Source organism: Methylopila capsulata, from assembly GCF_016907975.1.
In the GTDB taxonomy this organism is placed as follows: Bacteria; Pseudomonadota; Alphaproteobacteria; order Rhizobiales; family Methylopilaceae; genus Methylopila; species Methylopila capsulata.
The window spans coordinates 304,288-324,494 of record NZ_JAFBCY010000004.1 but is presented as its reverse complement, the minus strand read 5'-3'; the positions used below and the strand labels follow the sequence as shown (position 1 = coordinate 324,494).

Sequence of the window (20,207 nt, the reverse complement as noted above, 5' to 3'; positions counted from 1 at the left end):
CGCGCCTCGGCTAGATCTGCGCGTCCTCACGCTTCGCGCAGATCCGGGACGCCATGACCGACATCATCCGCACAGACGCCGTGATCGTCGGGGCTGGCCCCGTCGGCCTCTTCGCCGTGTTCCAGCTCGGCATGGTCGACGTCGAGGCCCATGTCGTCGACATTCTCGACCGGCCCGGCGGGCAGTGCGTCGAGCTGTATCCCGAGAAGCCGATCTACGACATTCCCGGCCTGCCGGAGGTCACCGGCCAGGGGCTCGCCGACAACCTGCTCGCCCAGATCAAACCCTTCGCGCCCCGGTTCCACTTCAACCAGATGGTCTCCGCTCTCGAGCGGACCTCCGACGACCGCTTTCTTCTGACGACCGACGCCGGGACCCGCTTCGACGCCAAGGTCGTGGTGATCGCCGCCGGCGGCGGCTCGTTCCTGCCGCGGCGCGCGCCGATCCCGGGCGTGGAGGCCTACGAGGGGCGCTCGGTGTTCTACGCCGTCCGCGCCAAGGACGCGTTCCGCGCCAAGCATCTGGTGATCATCGGCGGCGGCGACTCCGCGCTGGACTGGACGCTCAACCTCGCGCCGATCGCCGAAAGCGTGACGCTGATCCACCGGCGCGACGTGTTCCGCGCCGCGCCGGACACCGTCAACAAGATGCGCGCGCTGGTGGACAAGGGGGTCGTCGACCTGTTCATCGGCCAGGCCACCGGCCTCATCGGCGAGAACGGCATGCTGAAGGCAGTGAAGGCCAAGGCTGAGGACGGGTCGCTCCACGAGATCGCCGCCGACGCCATGCTGCCGTTCTTCGGCCTCGCGGCCCAGCTCGGCCCAATCGCGGACTGGGGACTGAACCTTAGCGAAAACCTCATCCCGGTCGACGTCAAGAGCTACCAGACGACGACACCCGGCGTGTTCGCGATCGGCGACGTCAACGCCTACCCCGGCAAGCTTAAGCTAATCCTCTCGGGCTTCCACGAGGCGGCGCTGATGGCCCAGGCCGCCGCCCGCCGCGTTCATCCGGAGCGCCGGATGGTCTTCCAGCACTCGACCTCGTCGTCCACCCTGCAGAAGAAGCTGGCGGGCGCCTGACGGCCGATCGCGCCCAACTGGCGCCCGTTCACCGCGACTTCGAGCGCGTGAACCACCGTCGTAATGCCGTCCGAAGTGCCGGCATCCATAACCACGACGGTGCGTAACAACCTGATACGACTGGGTTTATGACCCCGGCACTTCGGCCGGGACGACGTGGAGCGTGTTCGCCGCCACAAGCGAACTCTGGCGAACGTGTTTTAGGACGCCGACCGGGCCTTCAGCGCGCCAGCGCCCGGGTCGCGCGGTCGAGTCCGTCGAGGCTGAGCGGGTACATGCGTCCTTCGACCACGTCCCGGACGATGTCGATCGACTCCGTCCACGACCAGTTCCGCTCCGGCAACGGATTGACCCAGGCGAGCTTCGGGAAGCGATCGGCGAGCCGCCGCAGCCAGACGCGGCCTGCCTCCTTGTTCATGTGCTCGACCGAGCCGCCGGGCGACAGCAGCTCGTAGGGGCTCATGGACGCGTCGCCGACGATCACGACCCGGCACTCCGGCGGATAGCCGCGCAGCAGGTTGAGGGTGGGCGTGAGTTCGGCGCGCCGGCGGCGGTTGTCGCGCCACACGTGCTCGTAGACGCAGTTGTGAAAATAGAAGTGGTCGAGCCGCTTGAACTCGGACCGCGCGGCCGAGAACAGCTCCTCGCAGGCGCGCACGTGCCCGTCCATGGACCCGCCGACGTCGAGCAGCAGCAGCACCTGCACCGCGTTGCGCCGCTCCGGGCGCAGCTTCACGTCGAGAAAGCCCTGGCGCGCGGTCGCGCCCACGGTGCCGTCGAGGTCGAACTCCTCCGCCGCGCCGGCGCGGGCGAAGCGACGCATGCGCCGCAGCGCCACCTTGATCGCCCGCGTGCCGATCTCGACATCGCCGTCCAGATCGCGGAACTCCCGCTTGTCCCAGACCTTCACCGCCTTGAAATTGCGGTTGCCCTCCTGCCCGATCCGGATCCCTTCCGGATTGTAGCCGTAGGCGCCGAAGGGCGACGTGCCGCCCGTGCCCACCCACTTGTTTCCGCCCTCATGCCGCCCTTTCTGCTCCGCGAGGCGCTGGCGCAGCGTCTCGAGCAGCTTGTCGAGCCCGCCCATCGCCTCGATCGCCGCCTTCTCTTCATCCGACAGCAGCCGTTCGAAGCGCTTCAGCAACCAGTCCGGCGGGATCTCGGCCCCGGCGAGCGATTCCGCGAGGGCCTCGGCTCCGGCGAAGATCTGGGCGAAAACGCGGTCGAATCGGTCGAAGTGCCGCTCGTCCTTGACGAGGCAGGCGCGGGCGAGCGCATGGAGCCCGTCGGCGTCCGTCGGACGAAGCCCGCGGTCCAGCGCCTCCAGAAACGCGAGGTGCTCCCGCAAGGACACCGGCACGCCGGCGCTGCGGAGCGCCTCGAAAAACCTCAGGAACATGACGCGGGACCGGCCGAATCGTTTGAGATGGTGAACAACCCGTTAACGACGTTTGCCAACGGATGGATTCCGCGGTTCTCTAGTCGCGGGATCATCGGTACCATCAGAAGCGTGGGGACGCATGCCTGACGACGCCGCGGCGTTTTCGTGGCGATGGCGTGACGACCCCGAACGGCGAGACGGGCCGTGTCTGTGTGGGGACACGATCCGGCAGAGGGCGTCGTCAGTCTCGCGTGAGACCGGCGGGTCCGAAGCGACCGATGTGTGCAGTGTACGGACGCGAGGCTTGAGACGATGGCGAATCCCAATCCTGCCAAGGATCCCGCGGAAGCGGCCCTGTCCGCCATCGAGGAGGCGCTGAACCTGGTCGCCCCCGGCGCGAAGGCGGTCGTCGCCCCGCGCAAGGCCGCGCCCGAACCTACCGTGACGGAGCCCATGGTCGAGCCGCAGCTTCAGGCCGCCGCTCCCGAACGCCGCGTCGCGCCGACGCCCGACCGCTCCGGCCGCCGCGCGCCCGCGAACGACGACGCCCGCTCCTTCGCACACATCCTCTACGCCCTGCAGCGCAAGCCCTCGAACGGCCCGTTCGTGCTGGCGACCGCCGCCGCCGTGGCCTGGGCCGCGCTGGGCGCGCTCTATGTCTTCGGCGTCGTGGGCCTCGGCCAGGGCGGCGCCGACCTCGCCGACCGCGCGATCCAGGCGCAGCTCGCCGCCGCCTTCGTCGGCACCTTCGCGCCGATCGTATTCTTCTTTATGCTCGCGATGATGGCCTGGCGCTCGCAGGAGATGCGCCTCGTCGCCCGTTCGATGACCGAGGTCGCGCTCCGTCTCGCGGAGCCCGAGACCTCGTCGACCGACTCCGTCACCTCGCTCGGCCAGGCCGTGCGCCGCGAGGTCGCCGCCATGGGCGACGGCATCGAGCGCGCCGTGAACCGCGCCGGCGATCTGGAGTCGCTGGTGCGCGGCGAGGTCTCCTCGCTCGAGCGCTCCTTCCACGACAACGAACTGCGCGTCCGCAACCTGATCGCAGAGCTGCAGAGCGAGCGCGAAGCCATCGACGGCAACGCTGAGCGCCTGCGCGAGACCATCGCCGGGGCGCACGAGCTCCTCGCCCGCGACCTCAACGCGGCCGCGACGCTGCTGACCGCGAACATCGCCGAGTCCGGCGCGCGGGTGACCGAACACCTCGACGCCAAGAGCATGGAGCTGTCCGCGGCGATCGCCGAGGCCGGCGAGGCGATGCTCGTCGCCGTCGGCGGACGCGGCGCGGAGCTGATCGAGCGTCTCTCCAGCACCAGCGACGCCGTGACCCGCAGCCTCGACGAGACCGGCTCGCGGCTCGCCGAGACCGTCGCCGCCCGCGCCGACGCGGCGCGCGACGCAATGACCGACAGCGGCGAGAGCCTCGCCCGCTCGCTCGAGGAGCGCACCGCGCTGCTCACCGACCGGCTGGCGGCGACCGGCGTCGACCTCGACGAGCGGCTCGCACGCACCAGCGAACAGATCGTCGGCGTGCTCGACGGTCGCGGAAGCCAGATGGCGACCGAGCTGGAGCGCTCCGGCGCGGCCGTCCTCGACCGCATCTCCGAGCGCTTCGGCGAGCTGCACGTCGCGCTCGATCGCACCAGCGCCGATCTCGGCGAGGGCTTCGCAGCGCGCGCCGGGGAGCTGACCGACGCCCTCGCCTCCACCGCCGCCTCCGTCACGGACGCGTTCGGCGAACGCGGAGCGCGCGTCACCGAGCAGCTCGAGACCGTGGCCTCGCGCCTGTCCGACGATTTCGCCGCCCGCGGCGAGCGCGCGGCGGAGACGCTGCAGCGCGCCGGCGACGACGTGACCGGCGGATTCACCGAGCGCGCCGACCTCATCCTCCGCAGCCTGTCGGAGCGCGCCGAGGCGGTGTCCGAGGCGCTCCGCGAGGTGGGCGAGGACTTCCAGGGCGTGCTCGCGGTTCGCGCGGCCGAGGTCACCGAGGCCGTCAAGACCGCCGGCGACGGGGTCGTGCTCGACCTGTCGCTGCGCGGCTCCGAGATCACCGGCAAGCTCGACGAGACCGGCGGACGCCTTGCAGAAAGCATCTCGCTGAAGAGCGGCGAGCTCGCCGACCGTCTGTCCGAGGCGAGCGCCAAAATGCACGAAGCGATCGTCGTCCACGGCGGCGAACTCGAGCGTCGGTTCGGCGAGAACGGCGAGCGCATCGCCGCCCTGCTCGAGGAGCGCGGCGACAACGTCGCGACCCGCATCGCCGCGGCCAGCGACCGCGTCCACGAGGCCGTCGTGGGCCGTTCGGGCGAGGTCGAGCGCGAGTTCGACGCGGCCGGCGCCCGCATCGTCGCGGCCATCGAGACCCGCGCGCTCGAAGTGCGCGAGAGCATCGAAGCCACGACCGTCACCATCGCCGACGTGCTGTCGGAGCGCGGCGGCATCCTCGTCACCCAGCTGGGCGACGCCGCCGAGCGGATCCACGACGTCGTCGTCGTCCGCGGCTCCGACCTCGAAAGCCGCCTGGCGGCCACCGGCGACAACCTCGGCGAGACCATCGAGGCCCGCGCCGTCGCGGCGCAGGCGGCGTTCGACGCGGCGGCGGAGCGCATCTCCTCCGGCGTCGAGGAGCGCCTGCGCGCCTTCGAGGAGCGGCTTTCGACCACCGGCGGCTCCGTCGCCGATATCATCGCCGACCGTGGCGGCGCCCTTGCCTCCACCCTCGAGGAGACCGCGGAGCGCATCCACGAGAGCATCGCCGGTCGTGGCGGCGAGCTCGAGGGCCGCCTCGTGGCGGTCGTCGGCTCGCTCGGCGAGGCCATCGACGGCCGCGCGGCTGCGGTCGAGGAGATCTTCGCGTCGGCGTCCGAACGCGCCACCTCCGGACTTGACGAGCGCCTCGTGGCGTTCGAACAGCGCCTCACCGGGGCGGGCGGCGTGATCGCCGGGGTCATCGCCGAGCGCGGCGGCGACCTTGCGACCCGCCTCGACGACGCGGCCGAGCGGATCGACTCACTGCTCGCGGGCCGCGGCGGCGCGCTCGGCGACCGGCTCGAAGCCGGCGCCGAGACCCTGCGCGTCGCGCTGGAAGAACGCGCGGCGGCGATCGAAGCCAAGTTCGGAGCGGCGGTGGAACGCGTCGCGACCGGTTCGGACGAGCGCCTGCGCGCCTTCGACGAGCAGATCACCAGCACGGGCGGCGTGATCGCCGAAATCATCGCGGAGCGCGGCGGGGCCCTGGTCTCCTCGCTCGGCGAAACCGCCGAGCGCATCCACGACGTCGTCGTGCTGCGCGGCGACGAGCTCGAGCGCCGGCTCTCGGCCAGCGGCGATGGCCTCGGCGCCAAGATCGACGAGCGGGCGGCCGCGGCGGAAGCGGCGTTCGACGCCGCCACGGGCCGCATCTCCACCACCGTCGAGGACCGCCTGCGCGCCTTCGAGGAGCGCCTCGCCACCACAGGCGTCTCGGTGGCGGACGTCATCGCCGAGCGCGGCGGCCAGCTCACCATGACGATCGGCGACACCGCCGAGCGGATCCACGACGCCATCGTCAACCGGGGCGCCGACCTCCAGACCCGCCTCGCCTCGGCGGAGATCCGCTTCGTCGAGACGATCGACGCCCGGGCTCTCGCGGCCGAAGGCGTCTTCGACGCCGCCGGCCAGCGCCTCGGGGCGAGCTTCGAGGACCGGCTCGGCGCCTTCGAGCAGCGCTTCGACGGCGCGGGCTCCGCGCTCGGCGAGCGGCTCGCAGGCGAAGTCGCCCGCGCGGAGCGCCTGCTCGGCGAGGCCGCGAGCCTCGTCGCGCTGCGCCTGCGCGACGGCGCCCAGAACGCCGGCGCGACGCTGCAGGCGTCCGTCGAAGGCTTCGGCGTCGCCCTTGACGGGCGCGTCGCCGAGGTCAACAGCCAGCTGGAACGCGTCAGCGACGAGATCGGCTCGGCCATTGCGAGCCGCGGCGAGACCCTGAGCGAGGCGCTTGCGGCGACCGCGCGTCAGCTCGCCGACGAGATCGCGACCCGCGGCGGGGCCGTGAACGACGCCTTCGCGGCCCAGCTCACCGCGCTCGACAAGACCCTCGACGAGCGGGGCCCGGCGCTCGCCGACCGCATCGGCGCGGCGAGCGAGAGCTTCGCCGAAAGCGTCGCGTCGCATGTGGGCGACGTGGAGCGCGTGCTGCGCGAGGACGGCGGACGCCTGGCCGAGTCGATCGGCGAGACCGCCGGCCGTCTTGAGACCTCCATGGCCGACCGGCTGGCCTCGTTCGACGGCAAGATGTCCGAGTTCGACGGCGCCATCGCCGACCGACTCGCGGGCTTCGACGACCGTCTGGCGGCGATCGACCTCGCCTCCCGCAGCCACCTCGGAGCGGTCGACGGCCGCATCGAGCGGCTGGACGAGACGATCGGCGCGCGCGTCGGGCAGTTCGACGAGAAGATCTCGACCTTCGACCAGCTATTCTCCGGTCGGATCACCGCGCTCGACGGGCAGATTCTGCGGCTCGACGAGACCATCGCGCTGCGCGTCGGATCGATCGACGAGAAGATCGACGCCATCGACGAGACAGTGGGCGCCCAGGTCGGCCGCATCGACGACCAGGTGGCGCAGCTCGATCGCGTGATCGGCGAGCGCCTCGGCGCCTTCGACGCGCGGGTGACGACGCTCGACGGCACGCTCGGCGAACGCCTCGAGAGCTTCACCGGACGCGTCGCCGCGCTGGACGACTCGCTCGGCGAGCGCGTCGCGTCCTTCGACGACAAGGCGACCGGCATCGGCGAGGCGCTGACGAAGAGCCTCGAGACCTTCGACAACCGCGCCAACGTGCTCCACCGCGCGGTGGCCTCCCGCATCAACGTCTTCGACGCCAAGGCGACGGAGTTCGAGAAGGCGATCGCTGCCCACGCCGACGGCGTGACCACGCGCACGACCGAACTCGAGGGCGTTCTGGCCCAGCGCTTCGGCGCCTTCGACGAGCAGCTGGGGGGCCGCATCGGCGATCTCGCGCTGTCGCTCGAGAGCCGCATCAGCCGCATCGACGACGGCCTCGAGGCGCGCACCCGCGCGCTGAACGAGACGCTGGCCGCCCGCACGCTGGAGCTCGCGCGCACGCTGGGCGACGGCTCGACCGGGGTCGCGGCGGCGCTCGCCGACCGCGCCGCCGAGTTCGCCGCGACGCTCAGCGAGCGCACCGACGAGCTCATCGCCTCCTTCGACGGCAAGGCCGAGACGGTCGGCGCGACGCTTGGCGCACGCGCGCTCGAGGTGGCGTCCGAGCTCGAAGGCCGCATCACGCGCTTCGAGACCGTCGTGTCCAGCGGGCTCGACGCCGTCAGCGCCAATCTCGGCGCCCGCGGCGATGCGCTGACCTCCGAACTCGCGCTCAAGACCGACGCCCTGGCCCAGGCCATCGCGGAGGCGACCGAGCGCGCCCAGGGCGACATGTCGCGCCTCTCGGGCGAGGTCGCGGAAGCGCTCGTCGCCCGGATCGGCGAGCTGACGGTGACGCTCGAGCGGCAGGGCTACGGCCTCGTCGAGCGCTTCGGCGCCCAGAGCGCGGCGGTGACGCGCGAAATCGCGGCCGCCGGTGACGCGGTCTCGACCCAGATCGAGAGCCGTTCGGCGACCCTGATCGACGGACTGGCCTCGCGCGGCGACACGCTGAAGGAAACGCTCGAGGCGCTGAACGGCGACCTCGTGCGCACCTTCGAAACCCGCGGCGCCGAGACGGTGGAAAGCCTGAACTCGGTCGCGGACCGCCTGCGGGTGGTGTCGCATCGCCTGTCGGAGACCATGGGCCTCGAAACCTCCAAGGCGGTCGAGCACCTCGACGGCTCGAGCCGCAAGCTCCAGGAGGCCGTCGTGGAGGCGACCTCGACGCTTGCGACCACCGTCGCCCGGGAAAGCAAGCGCGCCGTCGCCGACCTGTCCCGGACCCAGACCGCCCTCACCGGCGAGATGGCGGACGTCCTGACCAAGCTCGCGGACTCGAACGCCGGCCTGCAGACGCTGCTCGACAACGCCGGGCAGAAGCTCGGCGCGGTCGAGAGCGAGCTTTCGGGCCGCGTCACGGCCTTCGAGGAGATCATGGCCGACATCGCGGAGACGACGACCCGCACCGGCGAGAAGGTCGGGGCCCAGGTCACCTCGCTCCGCGACGTCTCCTCGGGCGTGCTCCAGCGCGTCACCGAGGTGTCGAAGAAGCTCGACGACCAGACCCAGGCGATCGCGGCCGTCACGACCACGCTCGACGGCGCGCAGGGCCGCCTCGCCGGCGCGCTCGAGGAGCGCCGCTCGGCGCTCGAGACGCTGTCGGGGGCTCTCGTCGCCAAGGCGGACGAGCTCGGCGGCGTGATCGAGGGCTTCACCGTCTCGATCGACGGCGCGCTGTCGAAGTCCGAGCAGCGGGCGCAGAAGGTCGCCGAAAGCCTCGCGCAGCAGGTCGGCGCCACCGCCCAGCAGATCGCCGGGGAGTTCGAGAAGGTCCGCCAGACCACCGAGACCGAGCGCGAGAAGACCGCGACGGCGCTCAAGGCCGCGAACGAGGAGGCGGCGCGCGACATCGCCAAGACCCTCGGCGCGGCGACCGGGCGCTTCGCGGAGATCACCCGCGAGCTGCGCGGCATGACCTCCTCCATCCAGGCCGAACTCGACACGACCCGCGAGCAGCTGCGTCGCGGCGTGCTGGAGATGCCGAAGGAGGCGGAGGAGAACGCGGCCGAGCTGCGCCGCGTGATGGCGGAGCAGATCCGGGCGCTGACCGCGCTCGGCGAGATCGCCGCGCGCCAGGGCGCCTCGTTCGACGTGGCCGAGCCCGCCCAGGCCCGCGCGGCGGCGGCGAAGCCGGCTGCGGCGCCGGCGCGCCCGGCCGCTCCGGCCCCGACCCGCGCGGCTGCGCCCGCAGCGACCGCTCCGCGCCCCGCGACGCCGAAGCCCGCCGCGCCTGCGGCCGCGCGCGGCGCCGCCCCGGCGGAGGAAAACGGCAGCTGGATCTCAGGCCTGCTCGCCCGCGCCTCGCGCGACGATGCGCCGGCGGGCGCTCCGGCGGCGGCGGTCCGCAAGCCCGCGCCGGCCGCCCCGCAGCAGCGCTCGCCGCTGCACGCGATCGAGTCGCTCGACAGCCTCTCGGTCGACATCGCCCGCATGATCGACCATCAGGCCGTGACCGACCTGTGGGACCGCTACCGCCGCGGCGAGCGCAACGTCTTCACGCGCCGGCTCTACACGCTGCAGGGCCAGCAGACCTTCGAGGAGATTCGGCGCAAATACGGCGCGGAGCCCGAGTTCCGGGCGACGGTCGAGCGCTACATCTCGGAGTTCGAGCGCCTGCTCGAAGAGGTCGGCGAGGACGATCGCGACAACATGCTGACCAACACCTACCTCACCTCCGAGACGGGCAAGGTCTACACGATGCTCGCCCACGCCGCCGGGAAGTTCGATCCGAGCTGATCCGACCAAAGGACGCCATGCGTCAAAAGCCCCGGCCGCGTCGCGCGCGCCGGGGCTTTTTTGTGGGCGAGCGGCCGAGATGGCGCGGTCCCGTCAGACGTAGGCGATCAGCCGGCCAAGCGCGGCGACGGTCAGCCACAGCGCGATTGAGGCGGCCGCCTGAACCCGCGCCGCGCGCGGCGCCGTCTCGTCCCAGTCCGCGAGCGCGCCCCGCCACAGCACGTGGAACAAGACGGCGTTGGCGCAGGCCGCCGCCACGAGCCCGAGTTTCCAGAGAAACGCGCCGTTGACGATCAGCGCACGGGCGTCGGCGGCGAACAGCAGGCCGCCGGTGACGACGAGCAGCCCGGCGCCGCAGAGCATCGTCGACGTCAGGACCTGCGACACGGCGTGGGCGGGAAGCCGCCGGCCCGCGCCGAGCAGGCGGAGATCAAGCAGCGCCACCGAGCCGACGAGCAGCGTCAGCCCGAGCAGATGGCCGAGGTTCGCGATGGGATAGGCCGCGGACGCGCCCCGCATGAACGCGCCCAGCGCGGACGCCTCGAGCGCGGCGGCCCAGACCGGCGCAGCCCCTGCGGCGTCCATCCCGTCAGCGCAGTTCGACGGTCTTGGACCCCACGATGACGCGCTCCGCCCGGAGTTCGGTCGCGACCCGGGTGCTGACGTAGCCTTCGACCGTGATGGTCGCGCCGACCGCGATGTCCGCCTCGACCAGGCCGCGCGCCGTCATGCGCGAGGCGGGGCGAGCACCGCCTCCCAGCGCTTGCCCTGGTGCTCGATGGTCACGGAGCCGTGGGGGTTGCCGTGACGGGACTCAAGGACGGGTCCCTGCAGCGTCACCAGCTTGGTCGAGTCGTAGCTCGACCACCCATGGTGCGCGAGCGCCGGCGTCGCCATCAGGCCGGCCAGCGTCAGTCCTCGAACGATCACCACTTTCACCGGCGCCTCCTCCGCTGTTCGTCACAGGGAGGTGGCGCGCGGGGATGGTCGGTCGGGCGGGCTCCGGATGACGCCTGCGTGAGGGATCAGAGGCGCTGCCCGGTCCAGGCGACGAGGCCGCGCAGCACGTCGGCGAGCGCGGCGTTCAGGGCGCGGGTCGCGGTCGGGCCGTCGACGGCGCCGGGAAGCGGCTGGCGGGCCTGGAACACCTCGCCGGCGACGATCTTTCCGGTCTTGTCGCTGACGATCTTCGCGGTGAGCTCCACCACAGCCTGGCCCTGCCCCGCGCGGATCTCGAAGGCGCGGAGTTCGGTGACGAGCTGGTAGTCGACGGCGAGCCGATCGCCGGGGCGGCCGACGCTCTTGAGGCGGTTGGCGTTTTCGTAGGCCTCGATGATCTTGGCCTGCACCAGCTTCGGCAGACGGTCGGACCACTGCGAATCCGGAAGGTAGGTCACCTGCCCCGCGTCCGGCTTCACGACGATGCGCTGGCCGTCGATGACGGCGACAGCGACCGGCTCGCCGACCACGAGGTTGCCCTTCTGCGAGCCGCCGCGCGGAAGGTCGGTCGGCGCCGTGAGGTCGTAGGTCGCCGGCGGCTTGCCGGCGATCAGGCTCGAGCAGCCGGCGAGCGCGACGCCCGCGAGTAGGACGGCCGTGGCGCTGAAGGTCTTGGCGCCGAACGTCTTGGCGCGGAACGAACGGGTACGCGGTGCGGTCACGGCTCTCTCCGAGCTCGTCGGGATACGGGGCGATGCGGCGGAAGGAATCGTCATCGGCGGTTGTACTCGCGCACGCCGCCCGTGTCGCCGAAAAGGAACTGGCGCGGGTTGCTCTGGAGGCCGCGCAGGACGCGGTCGAGTTCGTTCAGCGTGCGGCGGCCGTCGGCGGCGAAGCCCTGAAGGTCGCGGACGCCGGAGGTCGAGAGCTTGTTCACGCTCGCGGTGATGTCGGCGGTGCGGCCGTCGAGGCGCTGTGCGAGTTCGCGGATCGCCTGGCTGGTCTTCTGGAAGTCGGCGATGGCGCCTTGCGTCTGGTCGCTGCCGATCACGCGCTGCGCGTCGGTGATGACCGCGTCCAGCTTGTCGGCGGTGCCCGTTAGACGCCCCGAGATCTGCCGCGCGTCGGCGACGATCTGGTCGACGTCGTTCGTGCTCCGGCCCAGAGCGGCCGCGAAGCTGTTCACGTTGTCGATGGTGGAGCGCACCTTCTCGCTGTCGACCGCGGAGATCACCCTGTCGACGTTGGCGATCGTGCGGCTGATCGTCGGGCCGTCGATCGAGGTCGCGAGGCTGGTGAAGCCGTCGACCGCGCGGTTGATCTTGTCCGGATCGATCGCGGCGATGGCGCGGTCCGCGTTGCGGGCGGCGTTCTCCACCGAGGTCACCGCGTTCGAGACCTTGCTGGGATCGACCGAGTTCAGCAGCGCGGCGAAGCGATCGACCGCGCCCGAAACCTTCTGCGGATCGACGCCGCGCACGATCTCCTGGACGCCGGCCAGCACGGAGTCGATGCGCCCGCCGGAGGCTTTCAGCTGGGTGGCGAGCGCCGCGACGTCCTTGAGCGCCGTCTCGATCTGGGGCGCGCCGTTCTTCAGCGACTCGGAGAAGGCGACGACGTTGGACATGGTCTTGTCGACCTTCGCCACGTCGACCGCGCGAACGAGATTCTGAACATCGGTCACGAGCGGCACGAGATTGTCGGCGAGGGTGCCGATCTGGCGCGCGGCGATGCCGGTGTTCTGCATGAAGCTCTTGAGGTCGTCGGAGTTCGCGGCGAGGGCCGCGGTGAACTGCTCGACGTTCAGCAGCGACCGCTCCACCGAACCGCGGCTGTTCGCCACCAGCCCCTGGACGTCGTTGAAGGTCAGCTGCGCCTTCTCCAGCACGCTGCGCGCGCCTTCGAGAATGTCCTGGAAGGCGGAGGGTTCGGCCACCAGCACGGGCGCGTTGTTCGGGTCGCCGGACTCGGTGGTCACCTTCGGCAGCGGCGCGGCGGTCGATGAGCCGCCGGCGAGCTGGATGACGGAGCCGCCCGTAAGACCCGTGATCTCGAGCCGAGCCTTGGTGTCGGACCGGACCGGCGTGTTGGTGAACACCTCGATCCGCGCTACGACCTTGGCCGGATCGAGCGGGTCGAAATTCAGATTGGTGACGTCGCCGACGCGGATGCCGTTGAACAGCACGCCGGAGCCGGGCGTCAGCCCGGACACCGCGCCCTGGAACTGCACGCGGTAGATCGCGCGTTCGCGCTGCTGGCCGGCGGAGGTGAACCACCAGACGAAGGCGAAGGCCGCCGCCACGACGAGGAGCGTGAAGCCGCCGACGAGGGCGTGATTGGCGCGGGTTTCCATCCGGTGTGCTCCTTGCCCCCGTCAGGCGGCCGTCGCGCCGATGCCGGCCGCGCGGGCCCGCTCGCCACGGAAATACTGCTGCATCCAAGGGTCGTCGTTCTTGACCATCTCGGACATGGGGCCGACCGCGAGCGTCTTGCCGCCCTTGAGCGCGGCGATGCGGTCGCAGGCCGTGGTCAGGCTGTCGAGGTCGTGGGTCACCATGTAGACGGTCAGCCCGAGGGCGTCGCGCAAGGTCATGATGAGCTTGTCGAAATCGGCGGCGCCGATGGGGTCGAGGCCCGCCGTGGGCTCATCGAGAAAGACGATGTCCGGATCGAGCGCGAGCGCTCGGGCGAGCGCCGCGCGCTTGATCATGCCGCCGGACAGCTCCGAGGGAAACCGGTCCGCGGCCTCGGGCTTGAGGCCGACAAGGTCGATCTTGAGACGCGCGATTTCATCCAGCAGCTTCGGCGAGAGCGAGGTGTGCTCGCGCAGCGGCATCTGGATGTTCTGCAGCACGGTCTGCGACGAAAACAGCGCGCCCTGCTGAAACAGCACGCCCCAGCGCCGCTCCACCGCCAGCCGCTCCTTGGCCGTCGCCTGGTCAAGATCGACGCCCAGCACCTCGACGATCCCCGCCTTCTTCGGCAGCAGCCCGATCACTGCGCGCAGCGTCACGGACTTGCCGGCGCCGGACGGTCCGACGACTCCTAGAATTTCGCCGCGGCGGACGTCGAGATCGAAGCCGTCGATGACGTTGCGGTCGCCGAAGCCCACGACGAGGTCGCGCACGCTGATGATGTTGTCCGGGGTCCCGCCGTTCGCTTCGGCCATGGTCAGATCCCCATCGCCGCAAAGAACATGGCGAACACGCCGTCGAGCACGATCACGATGAAGATCGACTTCACCACCGAGGAGGTGGTGCGCGCGCCGAGCGATTCGGCGGAGCCTTCGACCTTCATGCCTTCCGTGCAGGCGATCAGGCCGATCACGATCGCCATGAAGGGCGCCTTCACAAGGCCGACGAAGAAGGTCTGAAGCGAGAGCGCGTCCTTCAGCCGCTGCAGGAAGGTCACCGGCGTGACGTCGCCGTAGATCCACGCCACCAGACCGCCGCCGAGCAGCGCCGACATGGAGGCAAGGAAGGCGAGCAACGGCATCGCGATCACGAGCGCGACCAGCCGCGGCATCGCGAGGATCTCGATCGGATCGAGGCCCATGGTCTTCAGCGCGTCGATCTCCTCGCGCATCTTCATGGACCCGATCTCGGCGGTGAAGGCCGAACCCGAGCGGCCGGCGACCATGATCGCGGTGAGCAGCACCCCAAGCTCGCGCAGCACGAGGATGCCGAGCAGATCCACGACGAACAGCGTCGCTCCGAAGTTCTTCAGCTGGAAGATCGACTGCTGCGCCACGATCGCGCCGACGAGGAACGAGATGAGCGCGATGATCGGCACGGCGCGCAGCCCGACGCGCTCCAGATGCACCACCGTCGAGGTGAAGCGGAAACGCCAGGGCGCGAGCATGAGTTTGCCGGTGGCCGCCACCACGGCCCCGAGGAAGGAGGTGGCGCGCGCTGCGTCCTTGCCCATCTCGAGGACGCTCTCGCCGACATCGGCGAGCAGGGTCACGGGGCCGAACTCTCCCGCCTTCGCGGGCGGGTCTCCGCGACCGCGGTCGCTCAGCGCGTCGAGCAGGCGTTGATGCGGCGGCTTGACGTTGTGGATCTCGACCTTGGCGTCGATCTCGGCCGCGCGGGCCTCGAGCCGGTGCAGCACAAGGACGCCGACGGTGTCGAGGCGATCCAGCTGGCCCAGATCGAACGCAAGGGTCTTGCCCTTCGCTCCCGACAGATCGAGCTTCTCGGCGCGGCGCGCGGCCGCGTCCACGCCTTCGGCGGTCCATGCGCCCAAGGGGGTCAGCACGAGCCCTTCGTCGAAGGTTTCGATCTTCAGATCGCCAGTCTTGGCTTCAACCTGCACGTGCGCTCGCTGTTGGCCGCAGAGACTCGACCGCTTGCCCGACGCCACCCCAGCCTTAATAGTCAGGCTATCAGCCGCGTGTCGAGGCGGCGTCGCGAGGCGGAGCGCGTTGTGGAGATAGCAAAGCCCTACCTGTTGTTTCTGGGCGACGCCCCGGACGCGCTGGCGGCGAAGACGGCGGCGGGCGTCGTGGACTGGCGGCGAGACTGGTGCGTGGGCCAGACGCGTCTTCCCGGTTGCGGCTCGGACGTAGGTCTTGCCGACATGGACGTTCCGGCCGCCGTCGCCGCCGGCGCCAAGACCCTCGTCATCGGGGTGGTGAACGCGGGCGGCGTGCTGCCCGACCATTGGGTCGACGAAATCGTGGCCGCCCTGGAGGCGGGCCTCGATGTCGCCAGCGGCCTCCACGGCCGCCTGAAGGACACGCCCCGCATCGCTGAAGCGGCCGAACGCTGCGGCCGGACGCTGCATGACCTGCGCCACGCCGCGGAGCGTTTCGCGACCGGCAAGGGAACCAAGCGGCCCGGCCGGCGGCTGCTGACCGTCGGAACCGATTGTTCGGTGGGAAAGAAATACGCCGCGCTTGCGCTGGAAGCCGAGATGCGGGCCCGCGGGCTCGACGCGGAGTTCCGCGCCACCGGGCAGACCGGCGTGCTGATTGCCGGCCGCGGCGTCGCGGTGGACGCCGTGATCGCCGACTTCATCTCCGGGGCCGCGGAGTGGCTGACGCCCGCGAACGATCCCGGCCATTGGGACGTGGTGGAAGGCCAGGGATCGTTGTTCCACCCCTCCTTCGCCGGCGTCACGCTCGGCCTGCTGCACGGCGCGCAGCCCGACGCGTTCGTGGTCTGTCACGAGCCGACGCGCACGACGATGCGGAACGTCGCCCATCCCCTGCCGACGATCGGCCAGGTGATCGAGGCGACGGTCGCCGCCGGCAGGCTGACGAACCCCGAGATCCGGTGCGTCGGACTCTCGATCAACACCGCCGCGCTTCCCGACGCCGAGGCCCGCGCCACCCTCGATGCGGCGACCGCGGAGCATGGGCTGCCCGCGAGCGATCCGATCCGCTTCGGAGTGGCGCCGATCGTGGACCGGCTGCTGGCGGCTTTTCCGTAGCTGACGGCCGCCGGGGACCCCGCTTACCGCCGGGCCAAGGTAAGAGACCGCCAGTAAGTCTCGTCATTCCCCGGTTTATCCGGGGAATCCAGGCCAGATCGTCAAGCGGGAGCTCGCGCCGGTCTGGATGCCCCGGATAAACCGGGGCATGACGCGGAGATCATTGGATGATCAGCCGTCACCGCGACAGCCGGACCACCTGCACGTCGAGGTCGCGGATCTTCTTGCGCAGCGTGTTGCGGTTCACGCCGAGCAGCTCCGCCGCCTTGATCTGGTTGCCGCGGGTGGCCGCAAGCGCGGCCGAGATCAGCGGGTACTCCACCTCCCGCAGCACCCGGTGGTAGAGGCCCGGCGGCGGCAGGTTCTCGCCGAACTCGGCGAAGTAGGCGTTGAGGTGGCGCTCCACCGAGTTGATCAGCGTCTCGGCGCCGCCCGCCTCGTCGCCGATGGTCGCGGCCGGCGGCTGCGACAGCTCGGCGTCGATGATGGCCGCGCCGATGATCTCCTGCGGATAGAGCGCGGCGAGGCGCCGGATCAGGTTCTCGAGTTCGCGGATGTTGCCGGGCCAGCGGTAGCGCTTCAGCCGGTCGATCGCCGCGGCGTCGATCTGCTTCGGCGGCAGACCCTCGCGCGCCGCCAGCGTGAAGAAGTGGCGCGTCAGGTCCGGCACGTCTTCGGCGCGCTCGCGCAGCGGCGGCAGCCGGATCGGCACCACGTTCAGGCGGAAGAACAGGTCCTCGCGGAACAGGCCCTGCTGGATGAGCAGGCGCAGGTCCTTGTTGGTGGCGGCGACGATCCGCACGTCGGTCTTGATCGCGGTGCGGCCGCCGACGGTGGTGTACTCGCCCTGCTGCAGCACCCGGAGCAGCCGGGTCTGCGCCTCCATCGGCATGTCGCCGATCTCGTCCAGGAACAGCGTGCCGCCCTCGGCCTGCTCGAAGCGGCCGGAGCTTCGCGCCTGCGCGCCGGTGAAGGCGCCCTTCTCGTGGCCGAACAGCTCGGCCTCGATCAGGTCGCGCGGGATCGCCGCCATGTTGATCGCGACGAAGGGGCCGGCGCGGCGCTTGCCGTAGTCGTGCAGCGCGCGGGCGACGAGCTCCTTGCCGGTGCCGCTCTCGCCCGAGATCATCACGGTGAGGTCGGTCTGCATTAGCCGCGCGAGCACGCGGTAGATGTCCTGCATCGCGGGCGAGCGGCCGACGAGCGGGATCTCGTCCACCTCGGCGTCGTCGCTGCGGCGCAGGTCCTTGCCCTTGGGCTCGGTCAGCGCGCGGCCGACGATCGCGATCAGCTCCTTCAGGTCGAAGGGCTTCGGCAGATATTCGTAGGCGCCCTTCTCCGAGGCGCGGATCGCCGTCATGAAGGTGTTCTGCGCGCTCATGACGACGACCGGAAGCTCCGGGCGCGCCTTCTTGATGCGGGGCAGCATGTCGAAGGCGTTTTCGTCCGGCATCACCACGTCGGTGATGACGAGGTCGCCGTCGCCCTGGGAGACCCAGCGCCACAGCGTGGCGGCGTTGCCTGTTGAGCGCACCTCATAGCCGGCGCGGCTCAACGCCTGATTGAGGACGGTGCGGATCGCGGCGTCGTCGTCCGCGACGAGAATGCTGCCTTGCGGCATGGGGCGATCAGCTCCGCTGGCGGCGGCTGTCGCCGCTCGTGAACATGGGCATCAGCACGCGGAAGGTCGTCCGCCGCGGCTGGGATTCGCATTCGATGATGCCGCCGTGGTTGCCGACGATCTTGGCGACCAGCGCGAGGCCGAGGCCGGAGCCTGTCGGCTTCGTGGTCACGAACGGGTCGAACAGGTGCGGCAGCAGGTCTTCCGGCACGCCCGGCCCGTTGTCGCGAACCGTGAACTGCAGCGGCAGGCTCACGCGCGTGCTGGATCCCGGCACCGAGAGCCGCACGCCGGGGCGGAAGGCGGTCGTGAGGTGGATCTCGCCATCCTGAGCATCGCCAATGGCTTCCGCGGCGTTCTTCACCAGGTTCAGGAACACCTGCACCAGCTGGTCGCGGTTCGCGAGCACCGGCGGCAGAGAGGGATCATACTCTTCGATGATCCGGATCCCGCGCGCGAAGCCCGAAACCGCGATGCGCTTCACGTGCTCGAGCACGGCGTGGATGTTCACCGCCTCGCTCTCGATCGGCCGCTCGTCGGAGAACACCTCCATCCGGTCGACCAGCTTCACGATGCGGTCGGCCTCGTCGCAGATCAGGCGGGTGAGGACGCGGTCCTCGTCGCTCGCGGACTGCTCCAGAAGCTGCGCCGCGCCGCGGATGCCGGACAGCGGGTTCTTGATCTCGTGCGCGAGCATCGCCGCGAGCGCCGTCACCGAGCGCGCCGCGCCGCGGTGCGTCAGCTGGCGGTCCATCTTGTCCGCGATCGTGCGCTCCTGCAGCACCACCACGAGGACGTCCGGACGCTCGTGCAGGGGCGCGACGTGAATGTCGACGATGCGCTCCCCGCCGTTTCGTGGCGTGCCCAGGTCCACGCGGTACTCGTTGACCGGAGCGCCGCGGTCGCGCGCCTGCTCGATCAGCGAGATCAGCGGCGACCCGAACGGCACGAACTCGCGGATGTCGTGCCGGCGGAGCACGTTGGCGCTCGCCTCGAAGAAGGCTTCGGCGGCGACGTTGACGTCCACGATCCGGCCGGCGTCCGCGACGCAGATGACGGGATGGGGCAGCGCGTTCAGCACCGCTTCCGGCGCGCCGGCGCCGGTGCGGGGACGATCGCTCGGCGCGAGGCTCATGCCGCGGCCCTCCAGCCGAGTTTGTCGTAGGCCGCGACGAAGGCGGACCGCGCCTCCTCCGCGGTGGGAGCGCTCTGGGCTGCCGCTTTCAGCGCCGCCGGAACAGGCGTCCCGGCGCTCGCCGCCGCGGCGTCGATGTACCAGCCGAGATGCTTGCGGGCGTGCCGCACGCCGACGTCGCGTCCATAGAGCGCGAGCAGGCCTTCGTAATGCTCGAGCGCCAGATCGCGCTGCATGTCGAGATCCGGCGCCTTGACCTGCCGGCCGGCGAGATGGGCGGCGACCATGCCGGGGAACCACGCCCGCCCCTGAGCGCCGCGGCCGATCATCACCGCGTCGGCGCCGGAGGCCTGCAGCATCGCGGGCGCATCCTCCACCGCGACGAGGTCGCCGTTCGCGACCACGGGAATCGAGACCCGATCGACGATGGCGCGGATCGCGCCCCAATCGGCGCGGCCTTCGTAGAACTGCGCCCGGGTCCGGCCGTGGACCGTCACCATCGCGACGCCCTCCGCCTCCGCGCGGGCGGCGAGCTCCGGCGCGACGATCGAGTCGGCGTCCCAGCCGAGCCGCATCTTCACCGTCACCGGCGCGTCGACAGCGGCGACCGTGGCGGCGATCAGGCGCGTCGCGAGATCGAGATCCTTCAGGAGCGCCGAGCCGCCATGGCCGCCCACGACCTTCTTGGCCGGGCAGCCCATGTTGATGTCGACGATCGAGGCGCCGGCGCCGACAGCGACGCGGGCCGCCTCCGCCATCCATGAGGGATCGCGGCCGGCGAGCTGAACCACATGGACCCCCAGACCTTCGCCCTCGGCGCGCAGCCGCGCCTCGTCGTCAGCCGTGGCGAGCTCGCGGGACGCGACCATCTCGGACACCACGAGCCCTGCCCCAAGCCGCGCGGCGATTCGGCGGAACGCAAGATCCGTCACGCCGGACATCGGCGCGAGAAGCACCGGGTTGGCGGGGGACACGCGTCCCACGACGAAATTTTGGGCGAGAGGCACAGGGGTGTTGCTGCTCATAAAATTGGCCGGGGGCTTGTGTGCACACATATTAGACAGATTTCGATCGGACACAACGCCGCAAAGCGTGTGTTTCCGTCGCCGCGCGACATCGAGGCCGCGCTTCGCTAGAAGACGGCGGGAATTCGGCGCCCGTCGCGCCGGC

General features: G+C 70.8%; 14 protein-coding genes. 3 read left to right on the top strand and 11 right to left on the bottom strand.

The window, feature by feature from the left end; genetic code table 11:
• The first annotated feature begins 53 nt into the window (after nucleotides 1-53).
• Nucleotides 54-1,082, top strand: a complete 1,029-nt coding sequence (locus JOD31_RS17410) for an NAD(P)/FAD-dependent oxidoreductase (protein WP_204951705.1) — start codon at nucleotides 54-56, stop codon at nucleotides 1,080-1,082.
• Between the two features lie 220 nt (nucleotides 1,083-1,302).
• On the opposite strand, the gene JOD31_RS17405 is transcribed toward JOD31_RS17410, so the two are convergent.
• On the bottom strand, nucleotides 1,303-2,481 hold the full coding sequence (locus JOD31_RS17405) for a vWA domain-containing protein (protein WP_204951704.1): 1,179 nt from the start codon (nucleotides 2,479-2,481) through the stop codon (nucleotides 1,303-1,305).
• Between the two features lie 294 nt (nucleotides 2,482-2,775).
• Here JOD31_RS17405 and JOD31_RS17400 point away from each other — a divergent pair, with 294 nt between their 5' ends.
• Nucleotides 2,776-9,906 (top strand): apolipoprotein A-IV repeat region-like domain-containing protein, encoded by a 7,131-nt coding sequence (locus JOD31_RS17400; RefSeq protein WP_204951703.1) that lies wholly within the window; start codon nucleotides 2,776-2,778, stop codon nucleotides 9,904-9,906.
• 93 nt (nucleotides 9,907-9,999) lie between these two features.
• Here the strand turns inward: JOD31_RS17400 and JOD31_RS17395 are convergent, their stop codons facing one another.
• The 7 genes from JOD31_RS17395 to JOD31_RS17370 form a co-directional block, all read right to left on the bottom strand.
• The gene (locus tag JOD31_RS17395) at nucleotides 10,000-10,491 is read right to left on the bottom strand and encodes a DUF6644 family protein (protein WP_204951702.1); all 492 of its coding nucleotides are present in this window, start codon (nucleotides 10,489-10,491) and stop codon (nucleotides 10,000-10,002) included.
• A gap of 4 nt (nucleotides 10,492-10,495) precedes the next feature.
• Nucleotides 10,496-10,636 (bottom strand): hypothetical protein, encoded by a 141-nt coding sequence (locus JOD31_RS19570; protein ID WP_246482566.1) that lies wholly within the window; start codon nucleotides 10,634-10,636, stop codon nucleotides 10,496-10,498.
• Nucleotides 10,633-10,845, bottom strand: coding sequence for a DUF6152 family protein (locus JOD31_RS19565; RefSeq protein WP_271206213.1), 213 nt, complete (start codon nucleotides 10,843-10,845; stop codon nucleotides 10,633-10,635). The genes JOD31_RS19570 and JOD31_RS19565 overlap by 4 nt, the downstream gene beginning before the upstream one ends.
• An 86-nt stretch (nucleotides 10,846-10,931) precedes the next feature.
• On the bottom strand, nucleotides 10,932-11,567 hold the full coding sequence (locus tag JOD31_RS17385) for an ABC-type transport auxiliary lipoprotein family protein (RefSeq protein ID WP_204951701.1): 636 nt from the start codon (nucleotides 11,565-11,567) through the stop codon (nucleotides 10,932-10,934).
• A gap of 50 nt (nucleotides 11,568-11,617) precedes the next feature.
• Entirely contained in the window at nucleotides 11,618-13,198 is a 1,581-nt protein-coding gene (locus JOD31_RS17380) for an MlaD family protein (RefSeq protein WP_204951700.1), read from the bottom strand.
• A 21-nt stretch (nucleotides 13,199-13,219) separates the two neighbouring features.
• Nucleotides 13,220-14,014 carry an ABC transporter ATP-binding protein gene (locus JOD31_RS17375; protein WP_204951699.1) on the bottom strand — a complete coding sequence of 265 codons (795 nt, stop codon included), beginning with the start codon at nucleotides 14,012-14,014 and terminating at the stop codon, nucleotides 13,220-13,222.
• A gap of 2 nt (nucleotides 14,015-14,016) precedes the next feature.
• Entirely contained in the window at nucleotides 14,017-15,162 is a 1,146-nt protein-coding gene (locus tag JOD31_RS17370; RefSeq protein ID WP_204951698.1) for an ABC transporter permease, read from the bottom strand.
• A gap of 111 nt (nucleotides 15,163-15,273) precedes the next feature.
• On the opposite strand from JOD31_RS17370, the gene dgcN reads away from it, so the two are divergent.
• Nucleotides 15,274-16,281, top strand: coding sequence for an N-acetyltransferase DgcN (gene dgcN / locus JOD31_RS17365; protein WP_204951697.1), 1,008 nt, complete (start codon nucleotides 15,274-15,276; stop codon nucleotides 16,279-16,281).
• A 178-nt stretch (nucleotides 16,282-16,459) separates the two neighbouring features.
• On the opposite strand, the gene ntrC is transcribed toward dgcN, so the two are convergent.
• The 3 genes from ntrC to dusB are packed head-to-tail and all read right to left on the bottom strand — an operon-like array spanning nucleotide 16,460 to nucleotide 20,062.
• The gene (ntrC, locus tag JOD31_RS17360) at nucleotides 16,460-17,902 is read right to left on the bottom strand and encodes a nitrogen regulation protein NR(I) (RefSeq protein WP_020185519.1); all 1,443 of its coding nucleotides are present in this window, start codon (nucleotides 17,900-17,902) and stop codon (nucleotides 16,460-16,462) included.
• A gap of 7 nt (nucleotides 17,903-17,909) precedes the next feature.
• On the bottom strand, nucleotides 17,910-19,037 hold the full coding sequence (locus JOD31_RS17355; protein WP_020185520.1) for a two-component system sensor histidine kinase NtrB: 1,128 nt from the start codon (nucleotides 19,035-19,037) through the stop codon (nucleotides 17,910-17,912).
• Nucleotides 19,034-20,062 carry a tRNA dihydrouridine synthase DusB gene (gene dusB / locus JOD31_RS17350; RefSeq protein WP_204951696.1) on the bottom strand — a complete coding sequence of 343 codons (1,029 nt, stop codon included), beginning with the start codon at nucleotides 20,060-20,062 and terminating at the stop codon, nucleotides 19,034-19,036. The genes JOD31_RS17355 and dusB overlap by 4 nt, the downstream gene beginning before the upstream one ends.
• Between the last annotated feature and the right edge of the window lie 145 nt (nucleotides 20,063-20,207).

Excerpts from the sequence above, each read along its gene's own strand:
- JOD31_RS17375 (WP_204951699.1), bottom strand. The coding sequence starts at position 14,014 with ATGGCCGAAGCGAACGGCGGGACCCCGGACAACATCATCAGCGTGCGC.
- JOD31_RS17400 (WP_204951703.1), top strand. The coding sequence starts at position 2,776 with ATGGCGAATCCCAATCCTGCCAAGGATCCCGCGGAAGCGGCCCTGTCC.
- JOD31_RS17355 (WP_020185520.1), bottom strand. The coding sequence starts at position 19,037 with ATGAGCCTCGCGCCGAGCGATCGTCCCCGCACCGGCGCCGGCGCGCCG.
- JOD31_RS17380 (WP_204951700.1), bottom strand. The coding sequence starts at position 13,198 with ATGGAAACCCGCGCCAATCACGCCCTCGTCGGCGGCTTCACGCTCCTC.
- JOD31_RS17395 (WP_204951702.1), bottom strand. The coding sequence starts at position 10,491 with ATGGACGCCGCAGGGGCTGCGCCGGTCTGGGCCGCCGCGCTCGAGGCG.
- JOD31_RS17410 (WP_204951705.1), top strand. The coding sequence starts at position 54 with ATGACCGACATCATCCGCACAGACGCCGTGATCGTCGGGGCTGGCCCC.
- JOD31_RS19570 (WP_246482566.1), bottom strand. The coding sequence starts at position 10,636 with ATGACGGCGCGCGGCCTGGTCGAGGCGGACATCGCGGTCGGCGCGACC.
- dusB (WP_204951696.1), bottom strand. The coding sequence starts at position 20,062 with ATGAGCAGCAACACCCCTGTGCCTCTCGCCCAAAATTTCGTCGTGGGA.
- ntrC (WP_020185519.1), bottom strand. The coding sequence starts at position 17,902 with ATGCCGCAAGGCAGCATTCTCGTCGCGGACGACGACGCCGCGATCCGC.
- JOD31_RS17405 (WP_204951704.1), bottom strand. The coding sequence starts at position 2,481 with ATGTTCCTGAGGTTTTTCGAGGCGCTCCGCAGCGCCGGCGTGCCGGTG.